This window comes from Mesorhizobium sp. B2-5-7 (assembly GCF_006440875.1).
Taxonomy (GTDB): Bacteria; Pseudomonadota; Alphaproteobacteria; order Rhizobiales; family Rhizobiaceae; genus Mesorhizobium; species Mesorhizobium australicum.
Genome location: NZ_VFUO01000003.1, coordinates 185,283 through 199,597, shown reverse-complemented (window position 1 = coordinate 199,597; position 14,315 = coordinate 185,283). Strand labels below are relative to the sequence as shown.

Annotated in this window: 14 protein-coding genes; 4 read left to right on the top strand and 10 right to left on the bottom strand. The window is 63.6% G+C overall.

Annotated elements, in window-relative coordinates; genetic code table 11:
- Nucleotides 1-52: 52 nt before the first annotated feature.
- The 3 genes from FJ543_RS14800 to FJ543_RS14785 form a co-directional block, all read right to left on the bottom strand.
- Complete coding sequence (locus FJ543_RS14800; RefSeq protein WP_015314275.1) at nt 53-970, bottom strand: membrane protein; 918 nt, start codon at nt 968-970, stop codon at nt 53-55.
- Between the two features lie 216 nt (nt 971-1,186).
- Nucleotides 1,187-3,658, bottom strand: coding sequence for a DNA topoisomerase (ATP-hydrolyzing) subunit B (gene gyrB, locus FJ543_RS14795; RefSeq protein ID WP_140875733.1), 2,472 nt, complete (start codon nt 3,656-3,658; stop codon nt 1,187-1,189).
- 498 nt (nt 3,659-4,156) lie between these two features.
- A complete protein-coding gene (locus FJ543_RS14785) occupies nt 4,157-4,726 on the bottom strand; it encodes an NADPH-dependent FMN reductase (protein ID WP_140875731.1) in 570 nt (189 codons plus the stop codon).
- A gap of 212 nt (nt 4,727-4,938) precedes the next feature.
- Between FJ543_RS14785 and FJ543_RS14780 the strand changes: the two genes are divergently transcribed.
- Complete coding sequence (locus FJ543_RS14780) at nt 4,939-6,312, top strand: cytochrome P450 (protein ID WP_140875729.1); 1,374 nt, start codon at nt 4,939-4,941, stop codon at nt 6,310-6,312.
- Nucleotides 6,313-6,325: 13 nt separating this feature from the next.
- On the opposite strand, the gene FJ543_RS14775 is transcribed toward FJ543_RS14780, so the two are convergent.
- Nucleotides 6,326-7,303, bottom strand: coding sequence for a complex I NDUFA9 subunit family protein (locus FJ543_RS14775; protein WP_140875727.1), 978 nt, complete (start codon nt 7,301-7,303; stop codon nt 6,326-6,328).
- Between the two features lie 268 nt (nt 7,304-7,571).
- Nucleotides 7,572-7,853 carry a hypothetical protein gene (locus FJ543_RS14770; protein ID WP_015314270.1) on the bottom strand — a complete coding sequence of 94 codons (282 nt, stop codon included), beginning with the start codon at nt 7,851-7,853 and terminating at the stop codon, nt 7,572-7,574.
- On the opposite strand from FJ543_RS14770, the gene FJ543_RS14765 reads away from it, so the two are divergent.
- The gene (locus FJ543_RS14765) at nt 7,852-8,073 is read left to right on the top strand and encodes a hypothetical protein (RefSeq protein ID WP_140875725.1); all 222 of its coding nucleotides are present in this window, start codon (nt 7,852-7,854) and stop codon (nt 8,071-8,073) included. The two genes, FJ543_RS14770 and FJ543_RS14765, sit on opposite strands and share 2 nt — an antisense overlap.
- A 22-nt stretch (nt 8,074-8,095) precedes the next feature.
- Here the strand turns inward: FJ543_RS14765 and FJ543_RS14760 are convergent, their stop codons facing one another.
- The 5 genes from FJ543_RS14760 to FJ543_RS14740 form a co-directional block, all read right to left on the bottom strand.
- Complete coding sequence (locus tag FJ543_RS14760) at nt 8,096-9,097, bottom strand: Ldh family oxidoreductase (protein ID WP_140875723.1); 1,002 nt, start codon at nt 9,095-9,097, stop codon at nt 8,096-8,098.
- Between the two features lie 106 nt (nt 9,098-9,203).
- A complete protein-coding gene (locus FJ543_RS14755) occupies nt 9,204-10,013 on the bottom strand; it encodes an ABC transporter permease (RefSeq protein WP_140723354.1) in 810 nt (269 codons plus the stop codon).
- Nucleotides 10,013-10,678: an ABC transporter permease gene (locus FJ543_RS14750; RefSeq protein WP_041163582.1), complete on the bottom strand. Its 666-nt coding sequence runs from the start codon at nt 10,676-10,678 to the stop codon at nt 10,013-10,015. The genes FJ543_RS14755 and FJ543_RS14750 overlap by 1 nt, the downstream gene beginning before the upstream one ends.
- Nucleotides 10,679-10,882: 204 nt before the next feature.
- A complete protein-coding gene (locus FJ543_RS14745) occupies nt 10,883-11,680 on the bottom strand; it encodes a transporter substrate-binding domain-containing protein (protein ID WP_135883722.1) in 798 nt (265 codons plus the stop codon).
- A 55-nt stretch (nt 11,681-11,735) separates the two neighbouring features.
- Nucleotides 11,736-12,551: an ABC transporter ATP-binding protein gene (locus FJ543_RS14740; protein WP_015314265.1), complete on the bottom strand. Its 816-nt coding sequence runs from the start codon at nt 12,549-12,551 to the stop codon at nt 11,736-11,738.
- Between the two features lie 214 nt (nt 12,552-12,765).
- Between FJ543_RS14740 and FJ543_RS14735 the strand changes: the two genes are divergently transcribed.
- Both FJ543_RS14735 and FJ543_RS14730 read left to right on the top strand, forming a co-directional pair.
- The gene (locus tag FJ543_RS14735; protein ID WP_140875721.1) at nt 12,766-13,638 is read left to right on the top strand and encodes a dimethylarginine dimethylaminohydrolase family protein; all 873 of its coding nucleotides are present in this window, start codon (nt 12,766-12,768) and stop codon (nt 13,636-13,638) included.
- Complete coding sequence (locus FJ543_RS14730; protein ID WP_140875719.1) at nt 13,608-14,279, top strand: TetR family transcriptional regulator C-terminal domain-containing protein; 672 nt, start codon at nt 13,608-13,610, stop codon at nt 14,277-14,279. Before FJ543_RS14735 ends, FJ543_RS14730 begins: the two co-directional genes overlap by 31 nt.
- Nucleotides 14,280-14,315: the final 36 nt, after the last annotated feature.

Genomic DNA, 14,315 nt, shown 5'->3' with positions numbered 1-14,315 from the left:
TAGAAAGAGCCCGGTCGATGCCGGGCTCTGTAATTTTGGCGTGATGCTGCCTTCAGCCGTTGGTCAGGAACACCGCTTCCTCTTCATCGCGCTGCCTGCCGCCGAGCGCTGCGGCCGCACTGGCGATGAAGGCGCCGATGACCAGCGACAAGGCGCCGAGAAGCGCGAAAGTGGCGCTTGCTTTCCTTGCCGTGTCGGCCGCCTGCTTCGCCTTGACCTTTGCGTCCTGCGCCTTCGCCAGCACCGTGTCGACACGCGTCTTGGCATCAGCCTCGGAAAGGCCGGTGCGCGCGGCGACCAATTGCGCAAGATAGGTCTTGTCTTCCGCCGAAACCTCGCCGGCGACGGCGCCGGCAATCAGGATCCGCGAGGCCTGCCCGGCCGCGGCGGCTTCGTCGGCAGGATTGGCGGTGGCGAGCTTGGCCGGATCGGCAGGGCGGAACAGCGAATCCACCAGATAGGAGGTCGCATTGTCGGTCGATGCACCGCTGGCATTCGCCGAGGCGCCGGCCGACGCACCCATGGCGGCTCCCGAGGCCACGGTGGACGCGGCCTGCACACCTGAACCAATCGCGGCGGAAAGTGCCGAGCCAAGCACGCCGGCGACCAGCAAGGTGGCCAGCGCCCAGGCGAGAAAGCCGTGCGCGGTGTCACGGAAATAGACTTCGTCGGTGTGGATGCCGACCCATTTGGTCCGCAACCGGCCCGCAAGGTAGCCGCCTACACCGGCGGACAGCCACTGCACGATCACCAGCCAGACGGCGGTGGAAACCGCGAAGGTGGTGATTGACGCGCCAGAGCCCGACCATGGTGAAACCATGCTGAGCCCAAGGCCTGAGCCGAGCAGCATGAGGATGAACGTCAACGTCGAGGCCGCGAAAGCGCCGGCGATGATCGGTCCCCAGCTGACGGCGGTGGAGGACGATTCCGTGGAAGCGGATACGTCGACAGCCGATAGGGTGGACTGCATCGACGCCCCCTACCGTACGAACAGCATGATGAGGATGATGATCGGAATCGGAATGCCGAGCAACCAGAGTAGAATGCCGCGTCCCATGAAAAGCCTCCTGCAAGAAATTGTGATGGACACTGTCACAATGTCTTCGAAGGCCTTCTGTTCCGGCGCATCCTCATTATTGGCGCGGGCACGAGCTATGCCAATCTGTCAAAAAGGCTGTGCGAAACCTCAAATATCCAGGTTGGCGACCGACAGTGCGTTGTCCTGGATGAACTCGCGCCGAGGCTCCACCTCGTCACCCATCAGCCGCGAGAACAGGCTGTCGGCATCGGTCGCATCGTTGACCTTGACCTGCAGCAGCGAACGCACGTTCGGGTCAAGCGTGGTTTCCCAGAGCTGCTCGGCATTCATTTCGCCGAGACCCTTGTAGCGCTGCATGGTCAGCCCCTTGCGGCCGGTCGCAAAGACCGCGTTGAGCAGCGCCAGCGGTCCCGAGACTGTTTCGGACACCTCCTTGCGGCGCAGCACCGGCGGCGCCCCGTAGACTTCGCTGAGGCGCTGCGCGTAGCGATCGAGCTGGCGTGCGTCGGCGGAATTGATCAACGCCATGTCGAGATGGGCGTATTCCTTGACGCTGCGCACGGTGCGTTCGAAGACATAGCCGCCGATGCCCTCGTTCGAGGTCGACATGCGGCCGGTCCAGCCGCGCTCGGTGTCCTCGGCAATGATGTCAAGGCGTTGCGCGATCCGCTCCGCCATCGCGTTGGCGCGGCCAAGATCGGCGAAGATTTCGGGATTGAGCCCGCCGGCGATCGCCGCCTGCTCGACGACGTCGCGGTTATAGCGCGTGTGCAAGCCGTTGATGAGCTGGCGCACGGCAAGCGCATCGGCGACGGCGCCGTGCAGATCCTGTCCGGTCCGCACTTCCCCTGAGCCGAGCGTAAGGGACGCTTCCTCCAACCCCGAATCGATCAGGAATTCTTCGAAGGCGCTCTCATTCTTGATGTATTGCGAGCTCTTGCCGCGCGTCACCTTGTAGAGCGGCGGCTGGGCGATGTAGAGGTGGCCGCGCTCGATCAGCTCCGGCATCTGCCGGAAGAAGAAAGTGAGCAGCAAGGTCCTGATATGGGCGCCGTCGACGTCCGCGTCGGTCATCAGGATGATCTTGTGGTAGCGCAGCTTGTCGGCGTTGAATTCGTCCTTGCCGATCGAGGTGCCGAGCGCGGTGATCAGCGTGCCGATCATGTCGGACGAGAGCATGCGGTCGAAGCGGGCCCGCTCGACATTGAGGATCTTGCCGCGCAGGGGAAGGATTGCCTGGTTTTGGCGCGAACGGCCGCCCTTCGCGGAGCCGCCGGCCGAGTCACCCTCGACGATGAAGATTTCGGACTTCGCCGGATCGCGTTCCTGGCAATCGGCCAGCTTGCCGGGCAGCGAGGTGACGCCGAGCGAGGTCTTGCGGGTGATGTCACGAGCCTTGCGCGCCGCTTCACGCGCCGCCGCGGCCTGGATCACCTTGTCGACGACCACCTTGCCCTCGGTCGGATGCTCTTCGAGCCACGTGCCGAGCGCTTCGTTGACCAGTCCCTCGACCACGGGACGAACCTCCGACGAGACCAGCTTGTCCTTGGTCTGCGACGAGAATTTCGGATCGGGAACCTTAACCGACAGCACCGCCGTCAGGCCCTCGCGGCAATCGTCGCCGATCAGCGAGACCTTTTCCTTCTTGGTCAGCCCCGAAGATTCGCCATAGCCGGTGATCTGGCGGGTCAGTGCGCCGCGAAAACCGGCCAGATGGGTGCCGCCATCGCGCTGCGGGATGTTATTGGTGAAGGCCAGCACATTCTCGTGGTAACTGTCGTTCCACCACATCGCCAGTTCCACGGTGATGCCGTCACGCTCGGCCCTGATGGAGATGGGCTTTCCGATCAGCGGTTTCTTGACCCGGTCGAGATATTTGACGAACTCTTCCAGGCCGCCATCATAGTGCAGTTCATGCTTCACGACGTCGGCATGACGGGCGTCTGTCAGAACGATGCGCACGCCGGAGTTCAGGAAGGCGAGTTCGCGCAGCCGGTGCTCCAGCGTGCCGAAATCGAATTCGACCATGGTAAAGGTCTCGGACGACGGAAAGAAGGTGACCTCGGTGCCGCTGCGGCCCTCATTGGTGCCTGGGCGCTTGTCCTGCTCGTAGCTGCCGATCGCCTTCAGTGGCGCATCGGCATTGCCGTGGGTAAAGCTCATCTCGAAGACCTGGCCGTTGCGGCGGATCTTGAGCTTCAGCCAGGCCGACAGCGCGTTGACCACCGAGACGCCGACGCCATGCAGACCGCCAGACACCTTGTAGGAGTTCTGGTCAAACTTTCCGCCGGCATGCAGCTGCGTCATGATCACTTCGGCCGCCGAAATGCCTTCGCTGGGGTGAATGTCGGTTGGAATGCCACGGCCATTGTCGATAACCGTCACCGAACCGTCGGGATTGAGCGTCACCGAAACCAGGTCGGCATGGCCGGCCAGCGCCTCGTCGATGGCGTTGTCGACCACTTCGTAGACCATGTGATGCAGGCCCGAGCCGTCATCGGTATCGCCGATATACATGCCCGGCCGCTTGCGGACGGCGTCCAACCCCTTCAAAACCTTGATGGAATCGGCGCCGTATTCGGCTTCAGCGCCGTTTGTGTTCTCGGTCTGGTCGCTCATGAAAACCTGTTGTCTAGATGCCGCTTTTACAGCGCGAAAAATCGGCCCCGAATCGCGCTTCTGATATGGGGTAGATATAGGCGCTAAAGGCGGTTTTTCCAAGGTTTGCAGGCATGTCCGGCGCGAATGCCGAGCCGGCAGCCGGCTATTTTTTTCGGGCGTTGAATTTAGCCAGGAGGCCGCGCAAATATTTGACCGTGGATTTGTCCCTGGGCGCCAGCCGGCCCGTCTGGTCGAGCTCCAGCGAAACCAAGTTTCCTCAGCGCCGCTTCCATCGCTTCGCCGCCTTGGGCGGGGTTGGCAATTGGCCGGACCAGCCGGTAGTCGTCATTGGCCATGACCAATGGCCACGTGCCGCTCGGCCGCCGCGATAGCGGTGGTCGCAAGCATCAGCAGCATGGCAAACAGCAAACGCAGTCGAACCGCCCCCGGCTCAGTCGTTTGCCGACCATTCCACCTCTTTATGGCGCAAGCAAAGCCGCGCTGAGGGCGGCTCTCTCAGGCAGCGCGCATCGGTTTCAACGCCTCGCTCCAGCGCAACAGTTCGTCCAGCATGGTCTTGGTCCCGCCCCGCACTTGCTCGCTGGCATCGAAGGCGCCGTTCTCGTCGAGCAGTTTCTGGTACAGCGGCAGCGCGACACCTTCCGGGATAGGCATGATCCCGACCGAGGTCAGCAGCGGCTTCAGCGCCTGCGCCGCGCGCAGGCCGCCGGAGACACCGCCATAGCTGAAGATCGCAGCGGGCTTGTATTTCCATTCGCGGGCGAGATAGTCGATCGCGTTGATGATCGCGGGTGCGGCGAAGTAATTGTATTCCGGCGCCACGAACACGAAGGCGTCAGCGGCATCCATCGCCTTCGACCAGGCCTTGGTGTGGTCGTTCTGATAATTGCCGAGCCTTGGATGATGCGGTTCGTCCAGGACCGGCAGGTTGAACGCGGCTATGTCGGTCAGCACTGGCTCGAATTTTCCGTGTTCGCGTACGAACGTCTCCAGCCATTCGGCGAAAACCGGGCCAGCGCGGCCGGGCCGCGTGCTGCCGATGATGATGTTCAACTGGTGCTTCAAGGCAGGCTCCTTTGTCAGGCAGTATCTGTTGGTGACTGCCACTACGGCAGAGCGTTCCAGCAGGCAAGGTTGGATCCCTGAAGGAACGGTCACGATCGGATGAACAGACCGTCCGCCCTGGCGTTCCCGCCGTCATCGGTCCGGTTTGCCGTTCGGTCACATGGACGCCGGAGGTGGCAGCCACTACATTGATGGGAACAGCGGAGCACTTCATGGACACGCAGCCCGCCCCATTCGTTCCTCCCGCCCCGAAGCCGCGCACGTCGCCGCCTTCGACGCTGGAAATGATCCGCATCGTCTATCGCAACCCGCTCGAACTCTGGGGCGAGCCGACCTACAACGAACCCTGGATTTCTGCCAAGGGCGCTGGTGGGCCGCTGGTCATCGCCAATGATCCGGGCCTAATCCGCCATGTGCTGGTCGACAACGCCAAGAACTACAAGATGGCGACGGTGCGCCAGAAGATACTGAGGCCGATCCTGCGCGACGGCCTGCTGACGGCCGAGGGCGAGGTGTGGAAGCGGTCGCGCAAGGCAATGGCGCCGGTGTTCACGCCACGCCACATTTTCGGCTTCGCCCAGCCGATGCTGAAACGGACGCTGGAGTTCGTCACCCGTTACGAGGCCGGCGGCACGTCCGATATCGCCCATGACATGACGCTGCTCACCTATGACATCCTGGCCGAGACGCTGTTTTCCGGCGAGATCGCGGGCGAGCCCGGCAGTTTCGCCAACGAGATCGACCGCCTGTTCGAAACCATGGGCCGCGTGGATCCGCTCGACCTGCTGCGCGCGCCCGACTGGCTGCCGCGGCTGACCCGTATCCGCGGCCGCAAGACCATGGCCTATTTCCGCAAGATCGTGACCGACACGGTCAAGATGCGCGAAGAGAAGTTCAGGCGCGACCCCGATGCCGTGCCGCAGGATTTCCTGACGCTGCTGCTCAAGGCCGAAGGCCCCGACGGACTGACGCGCCCGGAAGTCGAGGACAACATCATCACCTTCATCGGCGCCGGCCACGAGACCACGGCGCGCGCGCTCGGCTGGACGCTCTATTGCCTGGCCGAATCGCCCTGGGAGCGCGACCGGGTCGAACAGGAGATCGACCGGGTGCTGGCGCGCGAGCCCGATCCGGCGAAGTGGCTCGACGCCATGCCGCTGACACGCGCCGCTTTCGACGAGGCGCTTCGGCTCTACCCGCCGGCGCCATCGATCAATCGCGAGCCGATCGTTCCGGAAATGTGGAAGGATCTTTATATCCCCAAGCACGCCGCCGTGCTGGTGATGCCATGGGTCGTTCACCGCCACAGGAAGCTGTGGGACCGGCCCGACGCCTTCCTGCCCGAACGCTTCCATCCGGGAAACCGTGAAAAGATCGACCGCTTCCAATATCTGCCCTTCGGCGCCGGCCCGCGCGTCTGCATCGGCGCCAGCTTCGCCATGCAGGAGGCGATCATCGCGCTCGCCATCCTCTTGTCACGCTTCCGCTTCGACGCGACCGCTGAAACAAAACCCTGGCCGGTGCAGAAATTGACCACGCAGCCGCAAGGCGGTCTGCCGATGGGGGTCACGCCTCGCCCTCGCTGAGGGCCGACGCTTCTTATACCGCGGGCTTACGCTGCTGGAACTGGCCGGCGGCGCGGAAGCGCCAGAGGTAGCTCGGCAGGATCGTCGCGATTGATTGCGGCTGGATGCCGACCCCCGCCAGTGTCCGGTTGGCCTTGGCGGCTTCGTCCGAAACGATGTTGTGCTCGCGCAACTGCATCACCTGGTCCTTGGTCAGCAGCGGATTGGGCAACAGGCCGAGGATCGAGGCCTGGATGTTTGCCATCCACCACGGCACCGGCACCAGCAGGCGCTTGCGCTCGATAACCGTGAGCAGTTCCTGCATGCACTCCTTGAAGGTGAGCACGTTGGGGCCGCCGAGCTCGTAAACCTGGCCGCCATCGATCTTGCCGTCGACCGAACGCGCGACAGCCTCCGCCACGTCACCGACATAGACCGGCTGGAACTTGGTCTGGCCGCCGCCGATCAGCGGCAGCACCGGCGAATAACGCGCCATATTCGCGAACCGGTTGAAGAAGCTGTCCTCCGGCCCGAAATTGATCGACGGCCGCAAGATCACGGCATCGGCGATCGTCTCCAGCACGGCCTTTTCACCGAGCGCCTTGGTGCGCGCATAATCCGATTCGGAATCCGGATCGGCGCCGAGCGCCGAAATATGGGTGAGCCCGGCGCCGACGGAGCGCGCCGCCTCGGCGATGGCGCGAGCACCGAATTCGTGCACGGCGGAGAATTTCTGCCGGCCGCTCTCATGCAGGATGGCGACGAGATTGACGACATGGTCGGCACCTTGCACGGCGCGGTCGACCGACCAGCGCACGCGCACATTGGCCTGCACCGGCTGGATCTGGCCGACATTGCCGAGCGGCTGCAAATGGCCGGCAAGGTCGGGCCGCCGGCAGGCGACCCTGATGCGATAGCCGCGCTTGGCTAGCGCCCGCACGACATGACGGCCGACAAAGCCTGATCCGCCAAAGACGACGACGAGCTTTGGGGTCTGCAGGATTTCGGTCATGGCGGGCTCCGGCGCGCGTTCCAGATGGCTTGGCTGAGCCGTTTCATAGTCCGTTTTGCGCCAAAGGCAAAGGGTGACGCGTCGTCGCGTCATCCTTGTTTTTTGCGCGATTCCAAGAAAAAGCAAGGCCCGGTATTCCTGCGACAAGCGCATCGATCATGTCTTGGCCCTGCGAGCGACAGAAGCAGGAAACCCCGCCGAAACGGGGTTTCCCGGATGACATCCATGAGGTGTCAGGGGCCGACGAGCGGCCTGACCTGAGACGGTATCAGGAGGGCGTGAAGCAAGTACGCCCACCCCAGCCCTGAACATCCGACATGGTGCCACCAACCTTCTTGCATGCGGCGACGAAATCGGCGCTGCAGTTGGCGAATTTCGCATGGCCGTTCTTGCAGTAGTGGTCCTCGGTGGCGCCGCCACCCGGCGCGGTAATGACGCCCGGGTTGGCCGGCTTGACCGGTGCGGCCTTCAAATTGGCAGCCTGCGTGGCGCCCATGAAGGAACCGAGCAGGAGGACGGCGGTCAGCATGGTGGTCTTGGTGTTGGTCATGATGATTTCCTTTGATTTGAGGTTGGGTTTCCGGGACGCGAAGGGCGATGCCTTTCACGCGAAGCAGACTTTCGATTTCGATTTTGCTGTTCCCCGGTCTGGATCGGGCAAGCTCACCTTGCCCTGGACAAACGTTGGTCGCCCGGGCGCTCAAAAAGGTTCAGGACGCGCGGGAAAAAAAACGCGCACTACCGCGCTTCAGGCGGGGGCGGCCAATTAACTGTCTGAAAAGAAATGAAGAATCAGGCCGAATAGCGTTCGGCGAATTCGGAGATGCGCTGGATCACTGCCTTGGGCGCGGTGATGCCGCGCGCCTGCGCCTTTTCGGCCGCTTCGGCGCGGGCGCGGCCGGGCACATGAACGCCGAAGCGCCGCCGCAGCCGGTCGAGCTGGTCTTTCATGCGCTGTTCGAAACCCGGGTCGAGCAGCTTGGGCTCGACGGCAAGCACGAACAGGCCCGTCCCGGGGCTGTCCGGGCCGCCGCTGAACCATGGCGCGTCGAGTGACCAGTTAGCGCCCGACAGGCCGGCCGCCAGCACTTCGACCATCAGCGCGATGTTGGCGCCGCGCTGGCCGCCGAAGGCGAGCATGGCGCCCTTCATGGCCGCCGCCGGATCGGTGGTCGGGTTGCCGCTGGCGTCCAGTGCCCAGCCTTCGGGGATCTTCTTGCCTTCCTCGGCGGCCTTGCGGATGTTGACGAAGGCGGTGGCGCTCGACGACTGGTCGATGACCAGCGGCGCGCCGTCGGCGGCGGGGGCGGCGAAAGACATCGGGTTGGTGCAATAGACCGGCTTGACCGAGCCTGAGCCGGCCAGGACGGCCGGACCATTGGTGGCCGCGAAGGACACCAGCCCCTGCGCGGCCAGCCGGCCGGTGAAGTAGCCGAGCGCCCCGCAGGTGTAGGCGTTCTTCTGCGAGAAGATGGCGACGCCGAACAGTCTTGCCGCCTTGGCGAGGTCGTCGATGGTGCGGTCGAAGCCGGTATGCGCCAGCCCGCCGCGTGCGTCCGAGAGATAGACGGCCAGCGCCGGCCGGGTGATCACAGGATCGGCATTGCCGTCGATCCGTCCGGCCTCGAGTGCTTCGAGGTAGTCGATGAAATGTGTGAGCCCGACGGCTGCAAGTCCCTCTGCCTCGGCTGCGATGATCGAGGCGGTGAGCGATTGCGCTGCTTCCTCGTTGGCGCCGGCGCCAAGTGCCGCCATCCGGCACAGCCCTTTTGCCTGGTCGAGACTGAGTTGCATGGCGATTGCCCTTAGTGAGTAGTGAGTAGGGGTTGTTGAGTGGTGAGTTGTGGAGTGCGCGGCAGCCACTTCCTACTTACCAATCCCTACCACCACTCACTTGAACCTAACCGATCTTGACCGGGATTCGTGCCTCGATCCGGCTGAAGGCGAAGACCAGAATGCCGGTGATCGCCATATAGATCAACGCCAGGAGCAGCAAGGGCTCGTAGGTGAGATAGGTGTCCTGCCGCACCTTGGACGAGACGGCGAAGATGTCGATCACGCTGATGGTTGCCACCAGCGGCGTCGATTTCAGCTGCAGCACGGTCTCGCCGGTCAGCGTAGGCAGCGCCCGGTAGAAGGCTTGCGGCAGCCAGATGCGGCGGAAGATCTTCCAGCGGCTCATGCCGAAGGCGCGAGCGGCTTCCAGCTGCCCCTTGGGCACGCCGGCAAAGGCGCCGCGCATCACTTCGCCCTCGTAGCCGGCGAAGGACAAGGTCAGCGCCAGCACGCCGTACGGCCAGGCCTGCCTGAGATAGGGCCACATCCAGGATTCGCGGATCCATGGATATTGCGGGAAAAGCGAGCCCAGCCCGTAATAGAGCAGCCATAGCTGCAGAAGCAGCGGCGTGCCGCGGATGATGGTGCAGAAGACTTTCGCGGGTGCCGCGACCCAGATCGAGCCGGCCGCCTGCGCCAGCCCCACGGGCACGGCGATCATGAAGCCGAGCGTACAGGTGACGGCCAGGATCCACAGGGCACGCCAGATCCCCATCAGGCCCATTTCCCAATATTGCGGCAGCCAGTCCCAGCGCATGAAGAGGGCGGCTGACGCCACCAGCCCCAGCGCGACCAGGATCAGCACGATGCGATGCGGCTGCAGCCAGAGCGAAGCGCGCGCCGCCGTGTCGATGATGACCGTTTCGCTGGTCATCAGCGTGCCTCCTTGATCGAAGGCATGCCGCGCCGCGCCCATTTCTCGGCGCGGCCAAGCAGGAGGTTCGAAACCAGCGTCACGCAGAGATAGAGCACGCCGGCGGCGAGGAAGAAAACCAGATATGCCTTGGTGACGCCCGCCGCCTGTCGTGTCGCCAGTGTCAGTTCGAAGAAGCCGACGACGGCCAGCAGCGCGGTGTCCTTGGTGGCGATCAACCACAGATTGGCGAGGCCCGGAATGGCGAAAGGCAGCATCGCCGGCAGCGTGATGCGCCGCAACAGAAGGCCGGGAGACATGCCGAAGGCGCGGGCGGCTTCGATCTGGCCCTGCGGGATAGCGAGGATCGCGCCGCGGATGACTTCCGTCGAATAGGCGCCCTGGACGAAGCCGAGCACGGCGATGCCGGCCACCAGCCCGCTGATGTCGACACGCTGGTAACCCATCGCCGTCAGCACCTGGTTTATCAGGTCGGTGCCGGCATAGTAGAGCAGCAGGATCAGCACCAGTTCCGGCACGGCGCGCACCACGGTGGTGTAGACCGCGAACAGGTCGCGCACCACGGGTCCGCCGTAAAGCTTGCCATAGGCACCGCAGGTTCCAATCAGCAGGCCGACGATGGTCGCGCCGACGGCGATCTCTAGCGAATGCAGGAGCCCGAGCAAGAGCGTCCCGCCCCAGCCGACGGGAGCCGGCGAGAGCAGTTCGACGATGCCGGCCGCGGAGGCCGGAAGAAAGGATTCGATCAGCTTCGCCCCCGGATTGCTGGCTCTGTCCGCCGGCACCAGCAGCCGGCGGCAAGCATGCGTGGACAGGCCGGCTGGAGGACGAGGGCGTCAGCGCCCTGTCCTCCAGCCGATGCGAGGGCCTCAGTTCGACTGCGTGGCGCCGCCGTAAATGTCGAAATCGAAATATTTCTTCGAGATCTCGTCATATTTGCCGTTGGCGCGGATCGCCTTGATGCCGGCGTTGATCTTCTCTTTCAGATCGGTGTCTTCCTTGCGCACGCCGGCGCCGACGCCCGGTCCGAGCACCTCGTCGTCAGGGGCCACCATGCCCTTGAGATCGCAGCAGGCCTTGCCCTGGTCGGTCTTGAGGAACTCCTTGAGCGCGATGGAATCGGCCTGCACCGCGTCGAGGCGGCCCGCGGCGAGGTCGTTGTTGGCTTCGTCCTGCGTCTGGTATTCCTTGATCTCGGATGCGGTGGGGCCGAAATGCTTCTTGGCGTATACGGCATGCACCGTCGACACCTGGACGCCGAGGACCTTGCCCTTGAGATCGTCGGGCGTGGCGCCGAATTTCTGGTCCTTCGGACCGATGATGGCGGTCGGGGTGTTATAGTACTTGTCGGAGAAGTCGATGGTCTTCTTGCGTTCATCGGTGATCGACATCGACGAGACGATGAGGTCGATCTTCTTGGTGGTCAGTGCCGGGATGATGCCGTCCCAGGCGACAGGGGTGATGACGCAGTCGAGCTTCTCCTCGGCGCAGACGGCGTCGATGAAGTCGATCTCCCAGCCGACCCATTTGCCCGAAGCATCGGGCGAGGTGAAGGGCGCGTAGGGTTCGGCGGCGACGCCGATCTTGACCGGATCGGCCTTGGCCACGCCCATGGCGGCGACGCCGAGCAGCAGCGCCGCGGCGAATGTCTTCAGAACAGTCTTCATTTCAGAACTCCCAGTTTGTTGTTGGTTCCCGGTTTTCTTCCGTCCCGGCCTGTCCCTAGCCGATGTTGCGGATGAACTGCTTTAGCCTTTCGGACTTGGGCGCGCCGAAGATCTGCTCCGGCGGGCCTTCCTCCTCGACCAACCCGTTGTAGAGGTAGACGACGTGGGTCGCGACCTCGCGGGCGAATTTCATTTCGTGGGTGACCAGCACCATGGTGCGGCCTTCACGGGCCAGATCGCCAATCACCTTCAGCACTTCGCCGACCAGTTCGGGATCGAGCGCCGAGGTCGGTTCGTCGAACAGCATGACGCGCGGATTGATGGCCAAGGCGCGAGCGATCGCGGCGCGCTGCTGCTGGCCGCCGGAGAGATAGGCCGGATAGACATCGCGCTTCTCGGCCAGACCGACGCGCACCAGCAGCTTTTCGGCCTGGGCGACAGCCTGGTCGCGCTTGACGCCCAGCACATGAACGGGAACCTCGATGACGTTTTCGATCAGCGTCATATGGCTCCACAGGTTGAAGTTCTGGAACACCATGCCGAGCTTGGAGCGGATGCGTTCGATCTGCCTGCGGTCGGCCGGAATGGTATGGCCATGGCTGTCCGCCTTGAGCTTGATCTCCTCGCCATTGACCCGGATGATGCCGCTGGTCGGGTTTTCCAGGCAGTTGATGCAGCGCAGCAGCGTCGATTTGCCTGAGCCCGAGCCGCCGATGATGGCGATGACCTCGCCGTCGCGCGCCGACAGCGATACGCCCTTCAGCACATGCAGTTGACCGAATTTCTTGTGCAGGTTCTCGACATGGATGGCTTCTGCGGCGCCGTCCTGCGCCTCGCCGGATGGGACTTTGGCAGCTGCCACAGCGCTCACCAAATGACCTCCATATCGCCGCCGGCGGTTCGTCGAACGTCTATCCGGCTAATCAACATACGCTGTACTGCCTCGCTCCAGACCTCAAGCATGGACCCAACAGAGCGAGCCCGTCAATCCCGCTCATTACGGCACTTGCGGCCTTGTTGTGCAAGTGTATAAATAACCTCTCATGAAATTTTCTCGGTTTTTTTCAGCTTAAAAAAGGGCATCGATGAGCGCTTTCGGATCTCAGTCCATGGCGGCGCCGCTACGGCGCGTGCTGATGCGGTCGGCGGCCAACGCCATGCGCGACGCCGACCGGGCTGCCTGGCACTATGGTCCGGGATTCAACGCGGCGAAAGCGGCCTCGCAGCACGCAGCCCTGGCTGAACTGGTGGCGGCTTCCGGCGCCGAGATCGAATGGATCGAGGACAAGGCCGACGGACTTTCGGATTCGGTGTTCACGCACGACCCTTCGCTGATGACCGACCGCGGTGCGCTGATCCTGTCCATGGGCAAGCCGCTGCGCGCCAGGGAGCCTTCGTTGCATGAAGAAACCTACAGAAGGCTGGGCATTCCGATCCTTGGTCGCGTCGAGGCTCCTGGCCAGGTCGAAGGTGGCGACTGTGTATGGGTGGATGCCCGCACGCTGGCGATCGGGCGCGGTGTCCGTTCCAACCAGGAAGGCATCCAGCAGGTTTCCAACCTGCTGTCGCCGCTGGGGATTTCCGTCTACGGCTTTGATCTGCCGCTGTGGCAGGGCGAAGAGGCGTGCCTGCATCTGATGTCGGTTATCAGCCCGCTGGCCGACGACCTGGCGCTGGTCTATTCACCGCTTTTACCGGCCCCTTTCTATCAGACGCTGAAGGCACGCGGCATCCGGCTGGTCGAAGGCGACGCCGAGGAGTTCGCGGCTTCCAACGGCCTCAGTCTTAACGTACTGCCGACCAGCCCGCTCAAGGTTATTGCCGTTGCGGGCTTTCCCAGGACCAAGGCCGCCATGGAAGCCGCCGGATGCACGGTTGAGATCTTCGAGGCGGACGCGCTCTGCATCGCCTGCGAAGGCGGGCCGACATGCCTGACGCGACCGATCCTGCGCCAATGAATGGGCGCCGTAAGTTCCGTCGCGAGGGCGAGGAGCGGCGGCGGCAGGATCTGATCGAGGCGACTCTGGACAGCGTGGCGGAATATGGCCTTCAAGGCGCCAGCCTGCGCACCATCGCATTGCGTGCCGGCGTCACCGCCGGGCTGATCCGGCATTATTTCCCGGGCAAGGAAGAATTGCTGCAGGAAGCCTATACGGCGCTGGTCGATCGCATGACCGAGCAGGCGAAGGCGGCATTGGTCATGGATGATGCCTCGCCGCGCCAGCGTCTTGCGGCTTTCATCACCGCCAATCTCAATGCGCCGATCATCGACGCGCGGGTGTTTTCGCTCTGGGCAACCTTCATCGGCCGCGCCAGTGCGGATCCCGCCCTGGCCCGTGCCCACCGCGAAGGCTACCTTGGCTTTCGCAACGAGGTGGAAGCAGTTGTGGCCGACGTGCTCGCCGCCGAACAGCACAAGCCGGACGCAACCCAGTTGCGCCACCATGCCATCGCGATCAATGCGATCATCGACGGGCTCTGGATCGAAGGCTGCCTGGCCGGCGAGATGTTTTCGCCCGGTGAATTGGCGGCCATAGGAATCAAGGCCGTGGAGACCGAGCTCGGCCTCGCGCCGCTGGAGCAATTCCTGGAAAAGTGAGAAGCGGGTTTCCCGGGAAAAGCGCGCAGCGCTTCC

Coding starts and splice junctions, on each gene's coding strand:
- FJ543_RS14800 (WP_015314275.1), bottom strand. CDS start 970: ATGCAGTCCACCCTATCGGCTGTCGACGTATCCGCTTCCACGGAATCG.
- gyrB (WP_140875733.1), bottom strand. CDS start 3,658: ATGAGCGACCAGACCGAGAACACAAACGGCGCTGAAGCCGAATACGGC.
- FJ543_RS14780 (WP_140875729.1), top strand. CDS start 4,939: ATGGACACGCAGCCCGCCCCATTCGTTCCTCCCGCCCCGAAGCCGCGC.
- FJ543_RS14775 (WP_140875727.1), bottom strand. CDS start 7,303: ATGACCGAAATCCTGCAGACCCCAAAGCTCGTCGTCGTCTTTGGCGGA.
- FJ543_RS14765 (WP_140875725.1), top strand. CDS start 7,852: ATGATGATTTCCTTTGATTTGAGGTTGGGTTTCCGGGACGCGAAGGGC.
- FJ543_RS14770 (WP_015314270.1), bottom strand. CDS start 7,853: ATGACCAACACCAAGACCACCATGCTGACCGCCGTCCTCCTGCTCGGT.
- FJ543_RS14760 (WP_140875723.1), bottom strand. CDS start 9,097: ATGCAACTCAGTCTCGACCAGGCAAAAGGGCTGTGCCGGATGGCGGCA.
- FJ543_RS14755 (WP_140723354.1), bottom strand. CDS start 10,013: ATGACCAGCGAAACGGTCATCATCGACACGGCGGCGCGCGCTTCGCTC.
- FJ543_RS14745 (WP_135883722.1), bottom strand. CDS start 11,680: ATGAAGACTGTTCTGAAGACATTCGCCGCGGCGCTGCTGCTCGGCGTC.
- FJ543_RS14735 (WP_140875721.1), top strand. CDS start 12,766: ATGAGCGCTTTCGGATCTCAGTCCATGGCGGCGCCGCTACGGCGCGTG.
- FJ543_RS14730 (WP_140875719.1), top strand. CDS start 13,608: ATGCCTGACGCGACCGATCCTGCGCCAATGAATGGGCGCCGTAAGTTC.